We start from the raw sequence: 16,659 nt of genomic DNA on the forward strand, positions 1-16,659 counted from the left end.
ATCGAAGGCGGGTCAGCCGAGGGCGGCGTAGGCGGCCTTCAGAAGCTCGTAGGAGCGCAGGTCGCCGCCGAGCCCGTCGCCCATCAGGTTCGGGATGAACCCGACCGCGAGGCCCGCCTCGGGGTCGCCGAGCCCGATCGAGCCGCCCGCGCCCGAGTGCCCGAACGCGCTCGCCCGGCCGGGTCCCGGCGTGCGGAAGTTGACGTTCGGGCGCATGTAGCCGAGCGCGAACGAGGTGTCCACGAGAAGCACCTTGTCGGGCCCGTTCACGCGCGTGCGTACGCCTTCGGCGAGGGTGTCCGGGCGGAGGATCTCGCCGCGGATGAGCCTGTCGTAGAAGGCGGCGAGGTCGCGCGGGGTCGTCACCATGCCCGCGGCCGGCCACCCGCCGGACAGGACCACCGGGTTGTTGTAGGACGCCTTCGGGTTGTGCAGCGCGCGGTTCAGCCGGGACTCGGGGTCCATGTATGCCTCGGCGAGCCGGTGCAGCAGGCCGTCGTGCTTGGCGACGGGATCTGCCCCGCCGGACGGGACGGGACGGCCGCCGAGCCGCGCGGCCCTGGCGATCACCTCGGGCGGCGACCCGATCCACAGGTCGGGCCCGAACTCGCGGCGCACGAACGCGCCGACCGTCGTCCCGGCGTGCCGCCGGACGATCTCGCCGGCCAGCCAGCCGTAGGTGAGCGCGTGGTAGCCGTGGCCGTCGCCCGGCGTCCACTCGGGGGCCTGCCCGGCGAGCTGCGCGGCCATCGCGGCGGGGTCGGCGGCCTCCTCGGGGGTGATCGGCCGGTCGAACGCGGGAAGGCCGGTCTGGTGCGACAGCAGGTGCTCGCCCGTCACGCCCTCCTTGCCGTGCGCGCCGAACTCCGGCCACCACCCGGTGACGGGTGCGGCGAGATCGACCTCGCCGCGCTCGGCGAGCAGCAGCGCGGCGGTCGCGGTGACGGCCTTGGTGCAGGAGAACGCCACGCACGGCGTGTCGCGCTGCCAGGGCTTTCCGGCGCGGCCGTCGGCGAGGCCGCCCCACAGGTCGACCACCGGCCTGCCGTCGGCGTAGACGGCCACCGCCGCGCCGACCTGGCGGCCCGCGGCGAACTGCTCGGCGAAAACCTCACGGACAGCACGGAAGGCCGGATCGCAGTGTCCCTCGACGACGGGTCCCTCGACGACGCCCATCTCTCCTCCTCGAAAGGTCGACACATCATGACACCGCCAGAAGCTCGGCAGACCCCCCAGGGATCGCATAACTGGGGTCGTTGGGGCGAAGGCGACGAAAAGGGCGCGCTCAACCTGCTCACGCCCGAGGTCGTGCTCGCCTCCCTCGGCGCGGTCACCGAGGGACGCGTGCTCCCGCTCGCCCTGCCGATCAAGGGCTCCACGTCGAGCCCCGCCCCCACCACCGTGCCGCACCTGCGGGGGCGTCCGCTGCCGCAGCACTTCATGTCGGTCGACGGCGCGGACTACGCGGCGGGCACCCGTCCCGTCGGCGCGGGCCTGCGCATGGCCGACGACGCCCTCATCGTCACCCCGCACGGCACCACGACCCACATGGACGCGCTGTGCCACATGTGGGCGGGCGACGCCCTCTACAACGGGCATCCGGCCGACCGCGTCCGCTCGTACGGGGCGACCCGCTGCGGGATCGACAAGGCGGGGCCGGTCGTCGCGCGGGCGTCGTTCTTCGACGTCCCGGCCCGGCGCGGCGTCCGTCACCTTGCGGCCGAGGAGCGCATCACGGTCGCCGACCTCGAGTCCTGCGGGGCCGACGTCCGCCCCGGCGACGTCGCGGTGATCCGCACGGGCTGGCCGCTTGCCTGGTCCGATTCGCCGGAGAAGTACTGGTCGGGCCAGCCCGGCCTGTCCGCCGAGGCGGGCCGCTGGCTCGCCGCCCACGACATCGCCATGGTCGCCTCCGACAACTCCGCCATCAGCGCGCTCAACCCCCACCAGGGCGCGGACGAGTCCCTGGACGACGACCTCCACCTGCTGTTCCTGTGGCGGCACGGCATCCACCTCGCCGAAATGCTCTGGCTAGAGGAACTCTCCGAAGCGGCCCGCACCCACTTCCTCTTCATCGCCACCCCCCTCAACATCCAGGGCGGCACCGCAAGCCCCATCACCCCCATCGCGATCCTCTGAACCGCCCGGCCCCGGAGAGCTTCCAGCTCAACCGGGGCCACGGCCTCGTGCCTTAGTCCGCAGAGTGATCGGGCGCGTCGCCGTCTGGACCGGAGGACTTGTGAGCCGCCAGGCGAGCAAGTCCGGAGGGAAGACGGCGACTTCCCGGCGCCCGATCACCGCCGCGGCGGAGCCGCGGCAATTAAGCAGTGCCGGGGTAATTTCCGCCGCCATGCGTGGCGTCTAGGGCGTCGTAGTCCGGGGTGTAGCCCTTTTTGGGGATTTCGGTGACGAAGGCGACGTGGCGGGGCTTCTTGTAGGAGGCGATCTCGGCCCTTACGTGTTCGATGATCGAGTCCTCGGTTTCCGAGGCGTTTTCGGTGAGGACGACGATGGCCTTGACGGTCTGGCCGAAGCGGTCGTCGGGGACGCCGATGACGGCGGCGTCGGCGATCGACGGGTGGCTCTTCAAGGCGCGCTCGACCTCGGCCGGGTAGATGTTCTCGTTCGCCGACTTGATCATCCGCAGCTTCGGGCCGATGAAGGTCAGGGTGCCGTCGGGCTCGCGGCGGCCCAGGTCGCCGGTGTGGTGGTACCCGCCGCGGAACTTGGCGGCGTTCAGCTCGGGCCGGTTGTGGTAGCCGCTGAACACCGACCAGCCGCGCGCGCAGATCTCGCCGACCTCGCCGGGCGGCACCTCGCGGCCCGCGTCGTCCAGCAGCCGCACCGACACCAGCGTGCCGGACCGCCCGGCCGGGCCCGCGCCGCCGGGCGCGAGGCCGAGGAACGTCAGCATCCCGCCGACCTCGGTCTGCCCATATCCGCCCATCTTGGACGTGCACCACGGCGAGTCGTCAACGGTGATCATCGCGTCCCACGCGGGGGAGTGCGCGACGAACCGCAGCGACGACAGGTCGAACTCGCCCTCGGCGTTCGCCGCGACGAGCCCGTCGATCATCGGGCCGAACAGGAACGCCTGCGTGCAGGACTCGGCGTCGATCAGGCGGCACACCTCGCGCGGCTCGTACGCGGGCGTGAACACGTTCTTGCCGCCGAGCAGGAACGTCGCCAGCACGAACATCGTGGTGCCGACGTGGAACATCGGGCCGCAGGCGAGGAACGCGAACCCGTCGCGCATCTCGCGCTGGTGCAGCAGCGACTCGGCGTGCGCGATCAGCGCGCGGTGCGAGAGCAGGGCGGCGTGGGGGCGTCCGTCGAAGGCCGCGGTGTACAGGGCGAGGACGGGCGCCGACCCGTCGACGGGTCCGGTGGGCTCGGCGTCGGGGTGCGCGGCCAGGAACGCCTCGTACTCGGCGTCCGCACGCACCCACGTGGCCTTGACCGTGCTCTCCTCGCGCGCTTGCGCGACGGCCTCGGACTCCTCCCAGACGACGACCTTCGGCTCGAGATCGGCGAGGACGAAGCCGAGCTCGTCGGCGCTCTGCCGCCAGTTGGCCGGGCACAGCACCGCGCCGAGCCGCCCGCACGCCAGCAGCAGCTCGAGGATGCGGAACGAGTTCTGGCCGAGCCACAGCACCCGCTCGCCGCGCTGCGTCCCGGCGGCGGCGAGCGCGCCCGCCAGCCGGTTCACCCGGGAGTCGAGCTCGGGATAGGTGAGCCGAACCGAACCGTCGACGGCCGCGACGTCAAGGGGACGGCCGCGCCGGTGCTCGCCGAGCACGTCGCCGAGGGTCAGGTCGTGCGCCAGGGCGGTCTCAGGGTTGGGGGACATGGGGGTGCGCCTCCTCGCGGCGTGGACTGACGGGCTACCGGAACGCGGGCATGACCTCGGCGGCGAAGAAGCGCAGGGTCTTGCGCATGTCCTCGATCGGGACCTGCCGGGTCGAGCCGAAGTCGCACATGAGGTTGGAGAAGCCCATCTCCTTGACCATCTCGATCTGCGCGATGACCCGCTCGGGGTCGCCGATGACCTCCAGCTGCTCCCAGCGGAAGTCGTTGCCGACCGAACCGCCCTTGAGGTACTTGTCCTGCCAGTACTCGAAGCCCTTGGCGACCTGCCCGGTCTTGGAGTCGATCGGCGCGCTCTGCGTGTTGAAGATCCGGCTGCGGTCGAACGACGACTCGAACCGCTCCTGGTCGGCGCGCGCCTGCTCGATCGTCGGCGCGACGTACACCGCCCGCGACGCGACGAGCTCGACGCCCGAGGTGTCGACGCCGTGCGCGGCGGCGGTGGCGTGCCAGGTCTCCGCGGCCTTGGCGATCTTGCGGAAGGGCGCGGCGGGGTCGGCGAGGATCGGCAGGCCGCGCGCGGCGTAGATCTCGACGGTGTCGGGGGAGACCGCGGCGACGTGCACGGGCGGGTGCGGGGTCTGCACCGGCTTCGGCTGGAGCGTGACGGGGTTGCCCGAGCCGTAGAACTTGCCCTGGAAGTGGACGTCCTCGCCGGTCCACAGTTCGAGGATCATCGAGAGTGCCTCGTCGAACCTGTCGCGGGCCTCGCTCAGCGACAGCCCGAACGACTCGAACTCGACGCTCTGGTAGCCGCGCCCGACGCCGAGCTGGAGCCGTCCGTTGGACAGCAGGTCGACCATCGCGGCCTCCTCGGCCACGTGGATCGGGTTGTGCAGCGGCAGCACGACGATCCCGGTGCCGAGCCGCAGCTTCTCGGTGCGCGCGGCGAGGTTGGCCAGCATCGTGAAGATGTTGTTGACCTGGCCGTAGTCGCGGAAGTGGTGCTCGGCGATCCAGACGCCGTCGAACCCCAGCTCCTCGAGGAGCTCGACCACCTCGATCTGGTAGTCGTACACCTCCTTCGCACTCTGCCCGGGAAAGCGGTGAAAGAGGTGAAAGGTCGAGAACTTCATGGGCCGTGACGCTCCTTACCGTGGCCGGCACGCCGATTATCTAAACAAGCGCTCGCTTGGTAGCGTAGCAGTCGGCGGGGCTCGCGGCGAGGTGTGGTGATCGTCGGGCTGCGGGCGGGGTGGAAGGGGGGACGGCCTAAAGTTGGGGCATGATCAGGCATGTTGTGATGTTCACGTGGAAGCCCGAGGCGACCGAGGAGCAGAAGGCCGCCATTCCGGTCGAACTCGCCAAGCTGCCGGGGCTGATCCCGGAGATCCGGAGCTACGAGTTCGGGCCGGGGCTCAACCCCGGGAACAAGGACTTCGCGCTGGTCGCGGACTTCGACGATGATGAGAGCTTCGTCACCTACCGCGACCATCCGGCCCATCAGGCGTTCATCGCCGCGTTCGTCACCCCGATCGTCGCGGACCTGGCCAGGGCGCAATATGAGGTGAGCCCCTGACACGTCTTAACAAGCGCTTGCTCTGGATTTAACATGATGACAATCTGTGTTCCCGAACAAGCACTTGGGTATCGCGGCATAATGAGGGGGTGACTACGACGACGAGCAGCGGACGTGCCAAGGGCGCTGGCGTGCCCGCCGGCGAAGCGGCCGGCGGTCGCCGCCGTGCTCGGGGCGGCCAGGCGCTGGCCTCCGAGCGGCGCGAGCATCTGGTGCGCCTGGCGGCCGAGCTGTTCGCCAGGAAGGGTTTCCAGGCCACCACGGTCCGGAACATCGCCGATGAGGCGGGCATCCTGTCGGGCAGCCTCTACCACCACTTCGACTCCAAGGAGTCGATCGTGGACGAGATCCTGTCGACCTTCTTCGACGAGCTGATGGCGGCCAACCGGGCGGCGATCGAGCGCGGCGGCACACCGCGCGAGGTGATCTCCGCGCTGGTCCGCATCGCGTTCGGCACCCTCGAGCCGCACCGCGCCGCGATCACCGTGATGCAGAACGACTGGAACTACCTGAAGAACCAGGAGCGGTTCGCCTACCTCACCAAGGCCGAGGACGACGTCGAGAAGATGTGGGTCACCGCGCTGACCGAGGGTCAGGGCAGCGGCCTGTTCCGCGAGGACATCGACCCCAAGCTGACCTACCGGATGATCCGCGACACCATCTGGGTCGCGGTCCGCTGGTTCAAGCCGGGCGGCCGCCTCGACACCGAGGGCCTGGCCGAGCACTACCTCAAGGTCCTCTTCGACGGCATCGTCACCCACTAGCCGGGCCCGTTCCACCCTGTCCCGTCGCCGACCAGGCGGCGGGACTTCGGCGTGCCCGGACGTCAACCGGGGGTGAGGATCGCGGCGGAGCCGTAGGAGCCGCCGAAACCGGTCAGCAGGGCCGGGCCCGCGCCCGAGCGGACCTGCCGGACCGCCTCGGCGGTGTTGTTGAACCCATGGACGTACCCCTCCGACAGCAGGCCCCCGTGCGGGTTCACGCGGTCCAGGGCGTCCGCGAGGCCGTCGGCGAGGTCCGCGCGGGCCAGGAGGCCGAAGTCCTCGAGCTGACGCGGGACGAGCCAGCTGTAGGCGTCGTACAGGAGCCCGACGCCGATGTCCGACGGCTTCATGCCCGCCGCGTCGTACAGCGGCCCGGCCAGGTAGTGGCCGAACGTCCGGGTGACGTCGTCGGCCCGGTCCATGGTCGAGCAGCCCGGCCCGCCCCCGCGCACGACGGCGCGGATGCGGGGCGCGCCGGGGCGCGGCGCGGCGACGACGAGGGCGCACGCCGCGTCGGTCTCCTGGCAGCAGTCGGCGCGGCGCAGGGGTGAGGCGATCATGGGCTCGGCGAGATAGTCGGCGTGCGTCATCGGCTTGCGCACGAGGGCGCGCGGGTTGTCGAGCGCGTGCGCGCGCGAGCGCCGGACGACCGTCGAGAGGTGGTTTTCGGTCAGCCCGCGGTCGTGCAGGTAGCGCTGGGCGGCGAGCGCGAACTGGTGCACGGGCCCGGCCATGCCGTACGGGTGGGTGAACTGTTCCTCGGCTCCCTCGCCGAGTTTCAGCCCGAGGTTGTTCATTCGCTTGCCCGAGCGGCCGTTGAGCGCCCGGTACACCAGCACCGACCTGGCGATTCCCGACGAGACCAGCAGCGCCGCGTCCCCGAGGATCGACGCGCACTGGGTGCCGCCGCCGTAGAGCTCGTTGTGCCACCCGATCTCGGTGACGCCCAGCTCACGGGCCACATACAGCACGGGGGCCGAGTCGCCGAGGTGGTAGCTGAGGATCGCGTCCGGCCGCTCGATCCCGGCCTCGGCGAGCGCCGCGCGCGCGGCGGTGAGGGCGAGCGCGAGCGGGGTCACCCCTGAGGCACGGGTAATTTCTGACATGCCTATACCGACCACCGCAGTCCTGTCCGAAAAGGACTGGCGCGCGGTCACCGCCGCCGTCCGGCGGCGGTGCGAACGCGGACGCCGTCCGCGGCGGAAGGGGCGCGATCCATCCACCGCGGGCGGCGGGCCCGGTCCCGGGAGAGCCTTGCGATCACCTGCGCGATCTTCTGGAAGGACGGTCCCGAGGGCATGCCAGCAAGCTAACGCGAAACAGCTTCAAGGGCAAGCGCTTGCTTGGGTAAATCGCGGCCGAGTGTGCGCCGAAACGAAAAATAACGGTTACATATCGGACACTTGACGCGACCCGCGTCCTGGGGCTGTGATGCGTGGGAGCGCTCCCACAGCTTCGACCACCCCCCATCCCCACCCCGGGAGGAACACCCCCATGAAGTTCAGCCGTAAGTCCGCAGCCCTGGCGGCCGTGCTCGCCGGCGTGCTCGCCGCGAGCACCGCGTGCGGCGGCTCCGACGACGACAGCGCCTCCGGCGACATCACCCTGACCGTCGACACGTTCGGCGCGTTCGGGTACGAGGAGCTCTTCGAGCAGTACGAGGCCGCGCACCCCGGCGTCAAGATCGAGCACCGCAACGAGAAGGAGCACGAGAAGGTCTACGTGCCCAAGCTGCTCCAGTACCTCGAGGCGGGCAGCGGCGCGGGCGACGTCGTCGCACTGGAGGAGGGCATCCTCACCAGCCTGCGCGGCCAGTCCGACAGGTTCATCGACTTCAACTCCTACGGCGGCGCGGAGCTCGAGTCCAACTTCATCAAGTGGAAGTGGGACCTCGGCAAGAGCCTCGACGGCTCGAGCCTGATGGCGCTCGGCACCGACGTCGGCGGCCTCGCCATGTGCTACCGCACCGACCTGTTCGCGAAGGCAGGACTGCCCACCGCCCGCGACGAGGTCGGCAAGCTCTGGCCGACCTGGGCCGACTACACCGCGACCGGCGAGAAGTTCCAGGGCAAGGTCTCCGGAACCAAGTTCGTCGACGGCCCGGCCGCGCTGTTCAACGCGATCCTGTCGCAGGAGGCCCCGAAGAACGGCAACTACACCTACTTCGACGCCTCCGACGCCTACGTCGCGGACAAGAACCCGGCCGTCAAGACCGCGTTCGACACCGTCAACTCCCTGAAGGCCAAGGACCTGTCGGCGGGCCTGAAGAGCTTCACGCCCGAGTGGCAGACCGGCTTCAAGAAGGACTCCTTCGCGACCATGGCCTGCCCGGCCTGGATGCTCGGCGTCATCAAGGAGAACTCCGGCGACGCCTACGCCGGCAAGTGGGACGTCGCCGCGGTGCCCGGCGGCGGCGGCAACTGGGGCGGCTCCTACCTCGCGGTGCCCAAGCAGAGCGAGCACCCCGAGGAGGCCGCTGAGCTCGCCAAGTTCCTGACCAGCCCCGAGTCGCAGATCACGGCGTTCAAGGCGGTCAACGCGCTCCCGACGTCCCCGCAGGCCCTGAAGGACCCGCAGGTCGCCGAGGCCAAGAACGACTACTTCAACGACGCCCCGGTCGGCGAGATCTTCGCGGCGGGCGCGAGCTCCCTCCAGCCGGTTCAGCTCGGCGTCAAGAACGTCGAGGTCAGGACGGTGTTCGAGGACATCCTGATCGCCATCGGCCAGGGCAAGCTCTCGCCTGCCGACGGCTGGACGAAGGCGATCGAGGACGGCCGCAAGAAGGCCGAGTAACCACTCCGGCCCGAGAGACGGCGCCGCCCACTCCCCTTGACGAAGGGCGGCGCCGTTTCCCATGTCCGCGAAAGGCACCCCGATGAAGCAGAACCGGCCCCTGGCCCGGGCCGCCACGTGGCTCGACCTCAAGGCCGCCCCGTATCTCCTGGTCTCGCCCTACTTCATACTCTTCGCCATCTTCGGCCTGTTCCCGCTGTGCTTCACCGTCTGGGTGTCGCTGCACGACTGGGAGCTGGCGGGCGACCGCGAGTGGCTCGGCCTCCAGAACTACAGCGACCTCGTCGTGGACGCCGACTTCTGGAACGCGGTCTTCAACACCCTCGGCATGTTCGTCCTGGCGACAGTCCCGCAGCTGCTGCTGGCCCTGATGCTGGCCAACGCGCTGAACAAGCGGATGCGGTTCCGGCTGCTGTACCGGCTCGGCATCCTCGTGCCGATGGTGACGTCGATCGTCGCCGTCGCGGTGGTCTTCGGCCAGCTGTTCGCCCGCGACTACGGCGCGTTCAACTGGCTGCTGGGCACCGACGGGCTCGACTGGCAGGCCGAGAAATGGACGTCATGGACGGCCATCTCGGTGATGGTCGACTGGCGCTGGACCGGCTACAACGCCCTCATCTACCTGGCCGCCATGCAGGCCATCCCGCGCGACCTGTACGAGGCCGCGTCCATCGACGGCGCTTCGTCGCGCCGCCAGTTCTGGCAGATCACCGTCCCGATGCTCAAGCCCGCGATCATCTTCACGACGCTCACGTCAACGATCGGCGGCCTGTCGCTGTTCACCGAGCCCGTCATGTTCGCCCAGGGCGACGTCGGCGGCGGCTCGCTCGGCCAGTTCCAGACCGTCGCGATGTACATGTACGAGAACGCGTTCCGCGACCGCGACTACGGCTACGCCTCGGCCGTCGCCTGGATGCTCTTCCTGCTCATCCTGCTGGTCTCGTTCATCAGCTTCCTGTTCACCCGGCGGATCGGGGGCGCAAAGTGAAAGACACCCTGCCCAAGGCGACCGTGCTGACCAGGCTCGCGCTCTTCGCCGCGCTCGTGCTGTCGGCGTTCCCGATCTACTGGATGTTCATCATCGCCACCCGCAGCAACGACGTCGTCGGCCAGGTGCCGCCGCCGCTGCTGCCGGGCGGCAACCTCGGCGAGAACCTGGAACGCCTGTGGGGGATGCGGGACGCCAACTTCCTGCTCGGCCTCACCAACTCCGCGATCGTCGCCACGACGGTGACGGTGTCGGTGGTGCTGCTCAGCAGCCTCGCCGGGTTCGCGTTCGCCAAGCTGCGCTTCAAGGGCCGCAACCAGCTGCTCGTGGTGGTGCTGCTGACGATGGCCGTGCCGCTCCAGCAGATGGGGATCATCCCGCTCTACATCATGATGGTGAAGCTCGGGTGGGCCGGCGAGCTGAAGGCCGTCATCCTGCCGTTCCTGGTCAACGCGTTCGGCGTCTTCTTCATGCGGCAGTACGCCGAGCAGGCGATCCCGGACGAGCTGATCGAGGCAGCGCGCGTCGACGGCTGCTCGACCCTGCGGATCTACTGGAGCATCGTCCTTCCCGCGCTGCGCCCGGCCATCGCCGTCCTCGGCCTGCTGACCTTCATGCAGACCTGGAACGAGTTCATCTGGCCGATGGTCGTGCTGACCCCGTCGAATCCGACGGTCCAGCTGTCCCTCTCCGCGCTCAACGGCGCGCACTTCCAGGACTACACGCTCGTGTTCACCGGGACCGCCCTGTCCACGCTGCCGTTGATCGTCATCTTCGTACTGTTCGGCCGCCAGATCGTCGGCGGCATCATGGAAGGAGCCGTGAAGTAATGGCCACTCGGGGGTTCCCTGACGGTTTCGCCTGGGGCGCGGCCACCGCCGCCTACCAGATCGAGGGCTCCGTGACGGCCGACGGCCGCGGCGCGTCGATCTGGGACACCTTCGCCCACACGCCGGGCCGGGTGCTGAACGGCGAGAACGGCGACGTCGCGGTCGACCACTACAACCGGTACGCCGACGACGTCGCGCTCATGGGGTCGCTCGGCCTCAACGCCTACCGCTTCTCCCTGTCGTGGCCGCGCGTCCAGCCGGGCGGGCGCGGCGTGAACGGCGCGGGCCTCGACTTCTACAAGAGGCTCGTCGACGAGCTGCTCGCCAAGGGCATCACCCCGTACGCGACGCTCTACCACTGGGACCTGCCTCAGGAGCTCCAGGACGCGGGCGGCTGGCCCGAGCGCGACACCGCGTACCGGTTCGCCGAGTACGCCCAGCTCGCGCACGAGGCGCTGTCGGACCGGGTGAAGCACTGGATGACGGTGAACGAGCCGTGGTGCGCGGCGTTCCTCGGCTACGGCTCGGGCGACCACGCGCCCGGCCTGCGCTCCTCGGAACAGGCCGTCCGGGCCGCGCACCACCTGCTGCTCGCGCACGGCCTCGCCGCGCCCACGCTGCGCGGCAACGGCTGCCTGGTCGGGGCCGCGCCGAACCTGTACGCGGTCTCCCCGGTTTCGGAGACCGAGGCCGACCTCGACGCGGCACGCCGCATCGACGGCCTGCAGAACAGGTTCTTCCTCGACGCGCTCCTGCGCGGCTCCTATCCGGCCGACGTGGTCGCCGACCTCGAACCGTTCGGCTTCTCCGACGTGGTCCTGCCGGGCGACCTCGAGACCATCGGGGGCAAGGTCGACTTCCTCGGCGTCAACTACTACTCGCGGCACACCGTCACCGCCGACCCGGACGCGGCGGGGCTCGTCGCGACGTCGCCGTTCGCGTCGGCGTCGCCGTGGCCGGGGGCCGAGCACGTCGCGTTCGTGAACGCGGGCCGCCCGGTGACCGACATGGGCTGGGAGGTCGACCCCGAGGGCCTGTACGAGATCCTCACCAGGGTCGCCAAGGAGTACCCGCCCGTCCCGCTGTACATCACCGAGAACGGCGCGGCGTACGTTGACGAGCTCGTGGACGGCGAGGTCGCCGACACCGAACGGCTCGACTACATCGCCGCGCACCTCGCCGCGTGCCACGACGCGATCGCCGCGGGCGTCCCGCTGAAGGGCTACTTCGCGTGGTCCCTCATGGACAACTTCGAGTGGGGCTGGGGTTACGGCAAGCGGTTCGGCCTGGTGCACGTCGACTACACGACCCAGGTCCGCACCCCCAAGGCCAGCGCGCGCTGGTACGGCGGGGTGGCCCGGCACAATGGTCTGTCGTGAACAACCAGCGCCCCACCCTTGAGGCGGTCGCCGCGCGCGCCGGAGTCGGGCGCGGCACCGTCTCCAGGGTGATCAACGGTTCCCCAAAGGTAAGCCCGCAGGCGCGTGAGGCCGTGCGCAAGGCGATCGAGGAGCTGGGCTACGTGCCCAACCCGGCCGCCAGGACGCTCGTCACCCGCCGGACCGACACCGTCGCCCTCGTGGTCTCGGAGTCGGAGGAGCGGATCTGGGGTGAGCCGTTCTTCGCGGGGATCATCCGGGGGATCAGCGCGGGCCTCGCCGAGACCGAGTTCCAGCTGCTGCTGGCGATGGCGCAGAGCGAGGCCGACCACGAGCGCCTGACCCGCTACCTCACGGGCCAGCACGTCGACGGCGCGCTCCTGCTCTCGCTGCACGGCGACGACCCGCTGCCGCGCCACCTCGAGGAAGGCGGCCTGCCGACGGTCAGGGCCGGCACGACCCCGGGGGAGACCCCGGTCGCCTACGTGGACGCCGACAACCGCGGCGGCGCGCGCCTGGCGGTCGAGCACCTGCTCGACCGCGGCAGGTCCCGCATCGTCACGATCGCCGGACCCCAGGACATGGGCGTGGGCGTCGACCGTCTCGAGGGGTACCGCGAGGTGCTCGGCGCGCCCGGCGACGTCGCGTTCGGCGACTTCTCCGAGGAGAGCGGCGCGGCGGCGATGCGCGACCTGCTCGCGCGCGTGCCGGACCTCGACGCGGTCTACGCGGCCTCGGACCCGATGGCGATAGGCGCCATGCGGGAACTGCGCCTCGCGGGCCGTTCCGTGCCCGGCGACGTCGCCGTCGTCGGGTTCGACGACTCCGCCTCGGCCCGGCTCACCGTGCCGCCGCTCACCTCGGTCCACCAGCCCGTCGAGGAGATGGGCCGGGCGATGGCCGAGCTTCTCGTGGCAAGAATCCAGGGGCGTGAGATCTCCTCTCCGGCAGTGATCCTCGACACCTATCTCGTGGTGCGCGAGTCGAGTTGAGAGGCTTTACGGATATTTCCTACTTGGCATAGAGGTTTTACCCTTTAGGAAAACTTCATCGGGATCTTCTTGGGTTTACAGGTATTTGCGCCTATCCTCGCGTGCCATGTTCCAAAATTCCTCCGCCTCTCGTGCAACCTTCGGTCAAGCTCAGGTGTCCGGGCATGTGAGCGAGGCGCGGCGGCCCGTTTTCGTCGGGGGGTGCCCGAGGTCCGGCACCACCCTGTTGCGCAGCATGTTGAACAGCCATCCCGAACTCGCCATGCCGCACGAGACGTATTTCGTGGTCCCGGCCTGGCGTCGCCGTGACGCGTTCGGGGACCTGACCGTGGAGCGTGAGCGCCGCGCGGTCGCCCAGTGGATCGTGGAGACCCCCAAGACCCGCTACCCCAGGCTCTCGCTGACCGAGGACGAGCTGTCGGACGCTCTCGCCGCCGCTCCGCCCACCATCGGATCCCTCATCGCGGCAGCTTTCGCCGCCTCCGCCGCCAAGCAGGGCAAACCCCGCTGGGGGGACAAGCGCCCGCACTACATCCTGAACATGAACGCGGTGTACGGGCTGTTCCCCAACGCCCAGTTCGTCAACATCATCCGCGACCCGCGCGGCGCGATCTCCTCGATGAAGCGGATCGGCTGGAGCTGGGGCGGCCTGCCGTCGGCGACGGAGATGTGGACCCGCTCGGTCGAGTCGGCCGACACCTGGCGGCGTCGGCTCGGCCCCGACCAGTTCATGAACATCTACTACGAGGACCTTGTGACCAACCCCGAGGTCGTGGTCGCCCAGCTCATCTCCTTCCTCGGCCTCGACCCCGCGGGGACCGACGCGATGCTGCACCACCACGAGGCCAAGGACATCCCGACCGGCACCCCGTTCACCGAGGTCGCCAAGCCGGTGAACACCGACGCGATGCGCACCTGGGAGAAGGAGCTCACCGCCGAGGACCTCGCGTTCGTCGACCACGTCGCCGGCTCGCTCATCTCCAAGCACGGCTACGAGTTCGCGGCCCCCGCCGGCGCGCAGCCCGACAAGGAGAAGCTCCGCAAACTGCGCAAGATCCGCAGCCGCCGCCTCGGCGAGAGCCGCAAGCGCCAGGCCGTCGAACTGAAGCGCAAGTTCACCTACCGGGTCCCCGCGGCCTCCCGCCTCCACCTGCCCAACGACTAACGCCCGAACGCTCCCCTCCCGAGTCCCCGAACCCCCCACCCCATCCTGACCCCGGGGTGGGGTCAGCCGGTAAGAGGAGACGATCTCGTTGAAGGACTCGGCGTCGGCCGCGGCGAGCGCGTCGGCGGCCTCCTTGTCGCCGGCGGTCTCCTGCTCGACCTGGGCGCGGCGGGCGGCCATGGTGGACAGCGCCATCGCCTGGTTGGCCTCGACGTAGGAGCGCAGATCGTTCTCGTAGGCGGCGAAGGCCGCGGTGTGATCGCCCCCGGCCGCGCTCAGCTCCCTGGCCAGGACATAGGCCCCGACCATGGCCATGGTGGTGCCCTGGCCGGACAGCGGTGAGCCGCAGTAGGCGGCGTCGCCCAGCAGGACGACCCTTCCGCGCGACCAGGCGTCGAGGCGGATCTGGGCGGCCGAGTCGAAGTGGAAGTCCGGGGACTCCCGCATCAGCTCGAGCAGCCGCGGCATGTGCCAGCTGTCCCCGGCCAGGGCGCGGGCCACGAGTTCCTTCTGGGCCGGCACGTCGCGGTGGTCGTAGGTGAAGGAATCGTCGGGGTCGAACATGAAGTAGACGCGGGCCTCGGTGTTGTCGCGGGCGCTCATCACCATCGCGCCGCGCATGCCGCCGCCCGGCATCTGGTGCATGACCTGCCAGTGGTCGAGGCCGAGGAAGTTCGGCACGGTGCACACCGCCATACAGGTGCCGAGCGGCCGCAGGTACCGCTCGGTGGGGCCGAACACCAGGCGGCGCACGTTCGAGTGCAGCCCGTCCGCGCCGACCACAAGGTCGAAGGTGCGCCGCAGCCCGCTTTCGAAGGTCACCCGGACCTCGTCTTCGTCCTGTTCCAGCGCGGCGATCGAATCGCCGAAGAGGTACTCGACGCCGGTGCCGCCCGCCTCGACGATCGCCAGGGCGAGGTCGTCGCGCAGGATCTCGATGTCGGGACTGGCGAGCTCCCCGCCGCTGACGGTCCGCTCCTCGCTGCGGTACAGCTCGGTTCCGTCGCCGTCGACCACGGACATGCCGCGCATGCCGACGGCCCTGGCGCGCAGCGTTTCGAGGATGCCCATCCGCTCGGCGACGTCGAGCGCGGGACCGCGCACGTCGATCGCCTGGCCGCCCGGCCGGACGCCGGGCGCGCGCTCCACGACGGTGACGGCGCAGCCGTAATGATCGAGCCAGTAAGCGGCGGCGGGCCCGGCGACGCTCGCGCCGGAGATCAGCACCCGCAACCCGCGAAGTTCGGAGGTACGCATGATCGTTTTCCCTTCTCAGAAACTGTGTCTGTCGGACACTGTTTACTCTAGACACAGTTTCTGCCCCGCGCAACCCCACCCCGACCCAGAGTCGAACCGAGGCACGATCCGGGCCGCGATCCGGCGTCTGAGCCGGGTGCGAGTTGAGGTGCGGGCCGGGTGCGAGCCGGGGCGTGAGCCGGGTGCGAGTTGAGGTGCGGGCCGGGTGCGAGCCGGGGCGTGAGCCGGGTGCGAGTTGAGGTGCGGGCCGGGTGCGAGCCGGGTGCGAGTTGAGGTGTGAGCCGGTGTGCGCCGGGGTGTGTGCGGGGTCGATGCGGGTGTGCGGCGACTTCGGTGGGAAGCTCGACACGAGTCCGGTGCGAGTCCGGTGCGAGGAGGACAGTGATGACCGCGCGATCGACGGCGATCGAACTGCTGTGGGGGCGGCCGGTTCCGCCGACCCGCGGGCCGAGGCCCACCCTGCGGCTCGAGGCGATCACCGCCGCGGGCATCGAGCTCGCCGACGCCGGAGGGCTCGCCGCGGTGACCATGCAGCGGGTCGCCGAAAGCCTCGGCGTCACCAAAATGGCCCTGTACCGGTACGTTCCCGGCAAGGACGAGCTCGTCGCATTGATGACCGACCACGCTCTGGGCGTGCCGCCGCAGCTCCCGTCGGGCGGCTGGCGGGCCGGGCTTGACGCCTGGGCGCGGCACATGTTCGCCAGGTTCTCCGCGCACCCGTGGACGCTGGAGGCGACCGTGGGCTCGCGCCCGATCGGGCCCAACGAGCTCGACTGGATGGAGCGGGCCACCGCCGCGCTCACCGGCACCGGCCTGACGGGTCCGCAGATCCTCGACGTCGCCGCCACGCTCACCGGCCACGTCCGCATGGTCGCCCAGCAGGGCGCGGCGGTCCCCGAGAGCGCCGTGGAGCGCCACATGGCCGCCACGATCGGCGCACTGCTCGCCGAGCGCGCCGAACGCTACCCGGCCCTCACCGCGGCCCTGGCGTCCCCGGAGGGCCAGGACAGGGCGCTCGACTTCGGCCTCTCCTGCATCCTCACCGGCGTGGAAGCCCTCATCGGCTCCTCACCGGACAGCTGAAGCGAAAAGCCCGGAGAGCAAC

The 16,659-nt window shown here is 70.2% G+C and carries 14 protein-coding genes and 1 pseudogene; 10 read left to right on the top strand and 5 right to left on the bottom strand.

From position 1 onward, the window contains the following. Window positions 1-12: 12 nt before the first annotated feature. Complete coding sequence (locus R9X44_RS26535; RefSeq protein WP_319817010.1) at window positions 13-1,176, bottom strand: serine hydrolase domain-containing protein; 1,164 nt, start codon at window positions 1,174-1,176, stop codon at window positions 13-15. 27 nt (window positions 1,177-1,203) lie between these two features. Here R9X44_RS26535 and R9X44_RS26540 point away from each other — a divergent pair, with 27 nt between their 5' ends. Continuing rightward, a complete protein-coding gene (locus R9X44_RS26540; RefSeq protein ID WP_319817011.1) occupies window positions 1,204-2,139 on the top strand; it encodes a cyclase family protein in 936 nt (311 codons plus the stop codon). Between the two features lie 181 nt (window positions 2,140-2,320). Here R9X44_RS26540 and R9X44_RS26545 read toward each other — a convergent pair whose 3' ends face one another. Both R9X44_RS26545 and R9X44_RS26550 read right to left on the bottom strand, forming a co-directional pair. Beyond that, window positions 2,321-3,850: an AMP-binding protein gene (locus R9X44_RS26545; protein WP_319817012.1), complete on the bottom strand. Its 1,530-nt coding sequence runs from the start codon at window positions 3,848-3,850 to the stop codon at window positions 2,321-2,323. A gap of 34 nt (window positions 3,851-3,884) precedes the next feature. Further along, entirely contained in the window at window positions 3,885-4,943 is a 1,059-nt protein-coding gene (locus R9X44_RS26550) for an LLM class flavin-dependent oxidoreductase (RefSeq protein ID WP_319817013.1), read from the bottom strand. 149 nt (window positions 4,944-5,092) lie between these two features. Between R9X44_RS26550 and R9X44_RS26555 the strand changes: the two genes are divergently transcribed. Next, the gene (locus R9X44_RS26555) at window positions 5,093-5,386 is read left to right on the top strand and encodes a Dabb family protein (protein WP_319817014.1); all 294 of its coding nucleotides are present in this window, start codon (window positions 5,093-5,095) and stop codon (window positions 5,384-5,386) included. 89 nt (window positions 5,387-5,475) lie between these two features. Further along, window positions 5,476-6,150: a TetR/AcrR family transcriptional regulator gene (locus tag R9X44_RS26560; protein WP_413774990.1), complete on the top strand. Its 675-nt coding sequence runs from the start codon at window positions 5,476-5,478 to the stop codon at window positions 6,148-6,150. Window positions 6,151-6,212: 62 nt separating this feature from the next. Here the strand turns inward: R9X44_RS26560 and R9X44_RS26565 are convergent, their stop codons facing one another. Beyond that, entirely contained in the window at window positions 6,213-7,256 is a 1,044-nt protein-coding gene (locus tag R9X44_RS26565) for a thiolase C-terminal domain-containing protein (protein ID WP_319817015.1), read from the bottom strand. 388 nt (window positions 7,257-7,644) lie between these two features. Between R9X44_RS26565 and R9X44_RS26570 the strand changes: the two genes are divergently transcribed. The 6 genes from R9X44_RS26570 to R9X44_RS26595 all read left to right on the top strand — a co-directional run bounded on the left by R9X44_RS26570 (window position 7,645) and on the right by R9X44_RS26595 (window position 14,297). Further along, window positions 7,645-8,943: an extracellular solute-binding protein gene (locus tag R9X44_RS26570; RefSeq protein ID WP_319817016.1), complete on the top strand. Its 1,299-nt coding sequence runs from the start codon at window positions 7,645-7,647 to the stop codon at window positions 8,941-8,943. Between the two features lie 82 nt (window positions 8,944-9,025). After that, entirely contained in the window at window positions 9,026-9,931 is a 906-nt protein-coding gene (locus R9X44_RS26575) for a sugar ABC transporter permease (protein ID WP_319817017.1), read from the top strand. Next, a complete protein-coding gene (locus R9X44_RS26580) occupies window positions 9,928-10,761 on the top strand; it encodes a carbohydrate ABC transporter permease (RefSeq protein WP_319817018.1) in 834 nt (277 codons plus the stop codon). The genes R9X44_RS26575 and R9X44_RS26580 overlap by 4 nt, the downstream gene beginning before the upstream one ends. Further along, a complete protein-coding gene (locus tag R9X44_RS26585; RefSeq protein WP_319817019.1) occupies window positions 10,761-12,140 on the top strand; it encodes a GH1 family beta-glucosidase in 1,380 nt (459 codons plus the stop codon). The genes R9X44_RS26580 and R9X44_RS26585 overlap by 1 nt, the downstream gene beginning before the upstream one ends. Further along, window positions 12,137-13,132 carry a LacI family DNA-binding transcriptional regulator gene (locus R9X44_RS26590; RefSeq protein WP_319817020.1) on the top strand — a complete coding sequence of 332 codons (996 nt, stop codon included), beginning with the start codon at window positions 12,137-12,139 and terminating at the stop codon, window positions 13,130-13,132. Before R9X44_RS26585 ends, R9X44_RS26590 begins: the two co-directional genes overlap by 4 nt. A 106-nt stretch (window positions 13,133-13,238) precedes the next feature. After that, window positions 13,239-14,297 carry a sulfotransferase gene (locus R9X44_RS26595; RefSeq protein WP_319817021.1) on the top strand — a complete coding sequence of 353 codons (1,059 nt, stop codon included), beginning with the start codon at window positions 13,239-13,241 and terminating at the stop codon, window positions 14,295-14,297. A 324-nt stretch (window positions 14,298-14,621) separates the two neighbouring features. Here R9X44_RS26595 and R9X44_RS26600 read toward each other — a convergent pair. Beyond that, window positions 14,622-15,554, bottom strand: a pseudogene (locus R9X44_RS26600) (FAD-dependent monooxygenase); the annotation flags it as partial. Window positions 15,555-15,938: 384 nt separating this feature from the next. Between R9X44_RS26600 and R9X44_RS26605 the strand changes: the two are divergent. After that, a complete protein-coding gene (locus R9X44_RS26605) occupies window positions 15,939-16,637 on the top strand; it encodes a TetR/AcrR family transcriptional regulator (protein ID WP_319817022.1) in 699 nt (232 codons plus the stop codon). The last annotated feature ends 22 nt before the right edge of the window (window positions 16,638-16,659 follow it).

Origin of the sequence: Actinocorallia sp. A-T 12471 (assembly GCF_033875155.1) — a bacterium.
Taxonomy (GTDB): Bacteria; Actinomycetota; Actinomycetes; order Streptosporangiales; family Streptosporangiaceae; genus Actinocorallia.

Bases quoted from the DNA above. Each gene is read 5' to 3' on its own strand.
- R9X44_RS26535 (WP_319817010.1), bottom strand. From the start codon at position 1,176: ATGGGCGTCGTCGAGGGACCCGTCGTCGAGGGACACTGCGATCCGGCC.
- R9X44_RS26540 (WP_319817011.1), top strand. From the start codon at position 1,204: ATGACACCGCCAGAAGCTCGGCAGACCCCCCAGGGATCGCATAACTGG.
- R9X44_RS26545 (WP_319817012.1), bottom strand. From the start codon at position 3,850: ATGTCCCCCAACCCTGAGACCGCCCTGGCGCACGACCTGACCCTCGGC.
- R9X44_RS26550 (WP_319817013.1), bottom strand. From the start codon at position 4,943: ATGAAGTTCTCGACCTTTCACCTCTTTCACCGCTTTCCCGGGCAGAGT.
- R9X44_RS26555 (WP_319817014.1), top strand. From the start codon at position 5,093: ATGATCAGGCATGTTGTGATGTTCACGTGGAAGCCCGAGGCGACCGAG.
- R9X44_RS26565 (WP_319817015.1), bottom strand. From the start codon at position 7,256: ATGTCAGAAATTACCCGTGCCTCAGGGGTGACCCCGCTCGCGCTCGCC.
- R9X44_RS26570 (WP_319817016.1), top strand. From the start codon at position 7,645: ATGAAGTTCAGCCGTAAGTCCGCAGCCCTGGCGGCCGTGCTCGCCGGC.
- R9X44_RS26575 (WP_319817017.1), top strand. From the start codon at position 9,026: ATGAAGCAGAACCGGCCCCTGGCCCGGGCCGCCACGTGGCTCGACCTC.
- R9X44_RS26585 (WP_319817019.1), top strand. From the start codon at position 10,761: ATGGCCACTCGGGGGTTCCCTGACGGTTTCGCCTGGGGCGCGGCCACC.
- R9X44_RS26595 (WP_319817021.1), top strand. From the start codon at position 13,239: ATGTTCCAAAATTCCTCCGCCTCTCGTGCAACCTTCGGTCAAGCTCAG.
- R9X44_RS26605 (WP_319817022.1), top strand. From the start codon at position 15,939: ATGACCGCGCGATCGACGGCGATCGAACTGCTGTGGGGGCGGCCGGTT.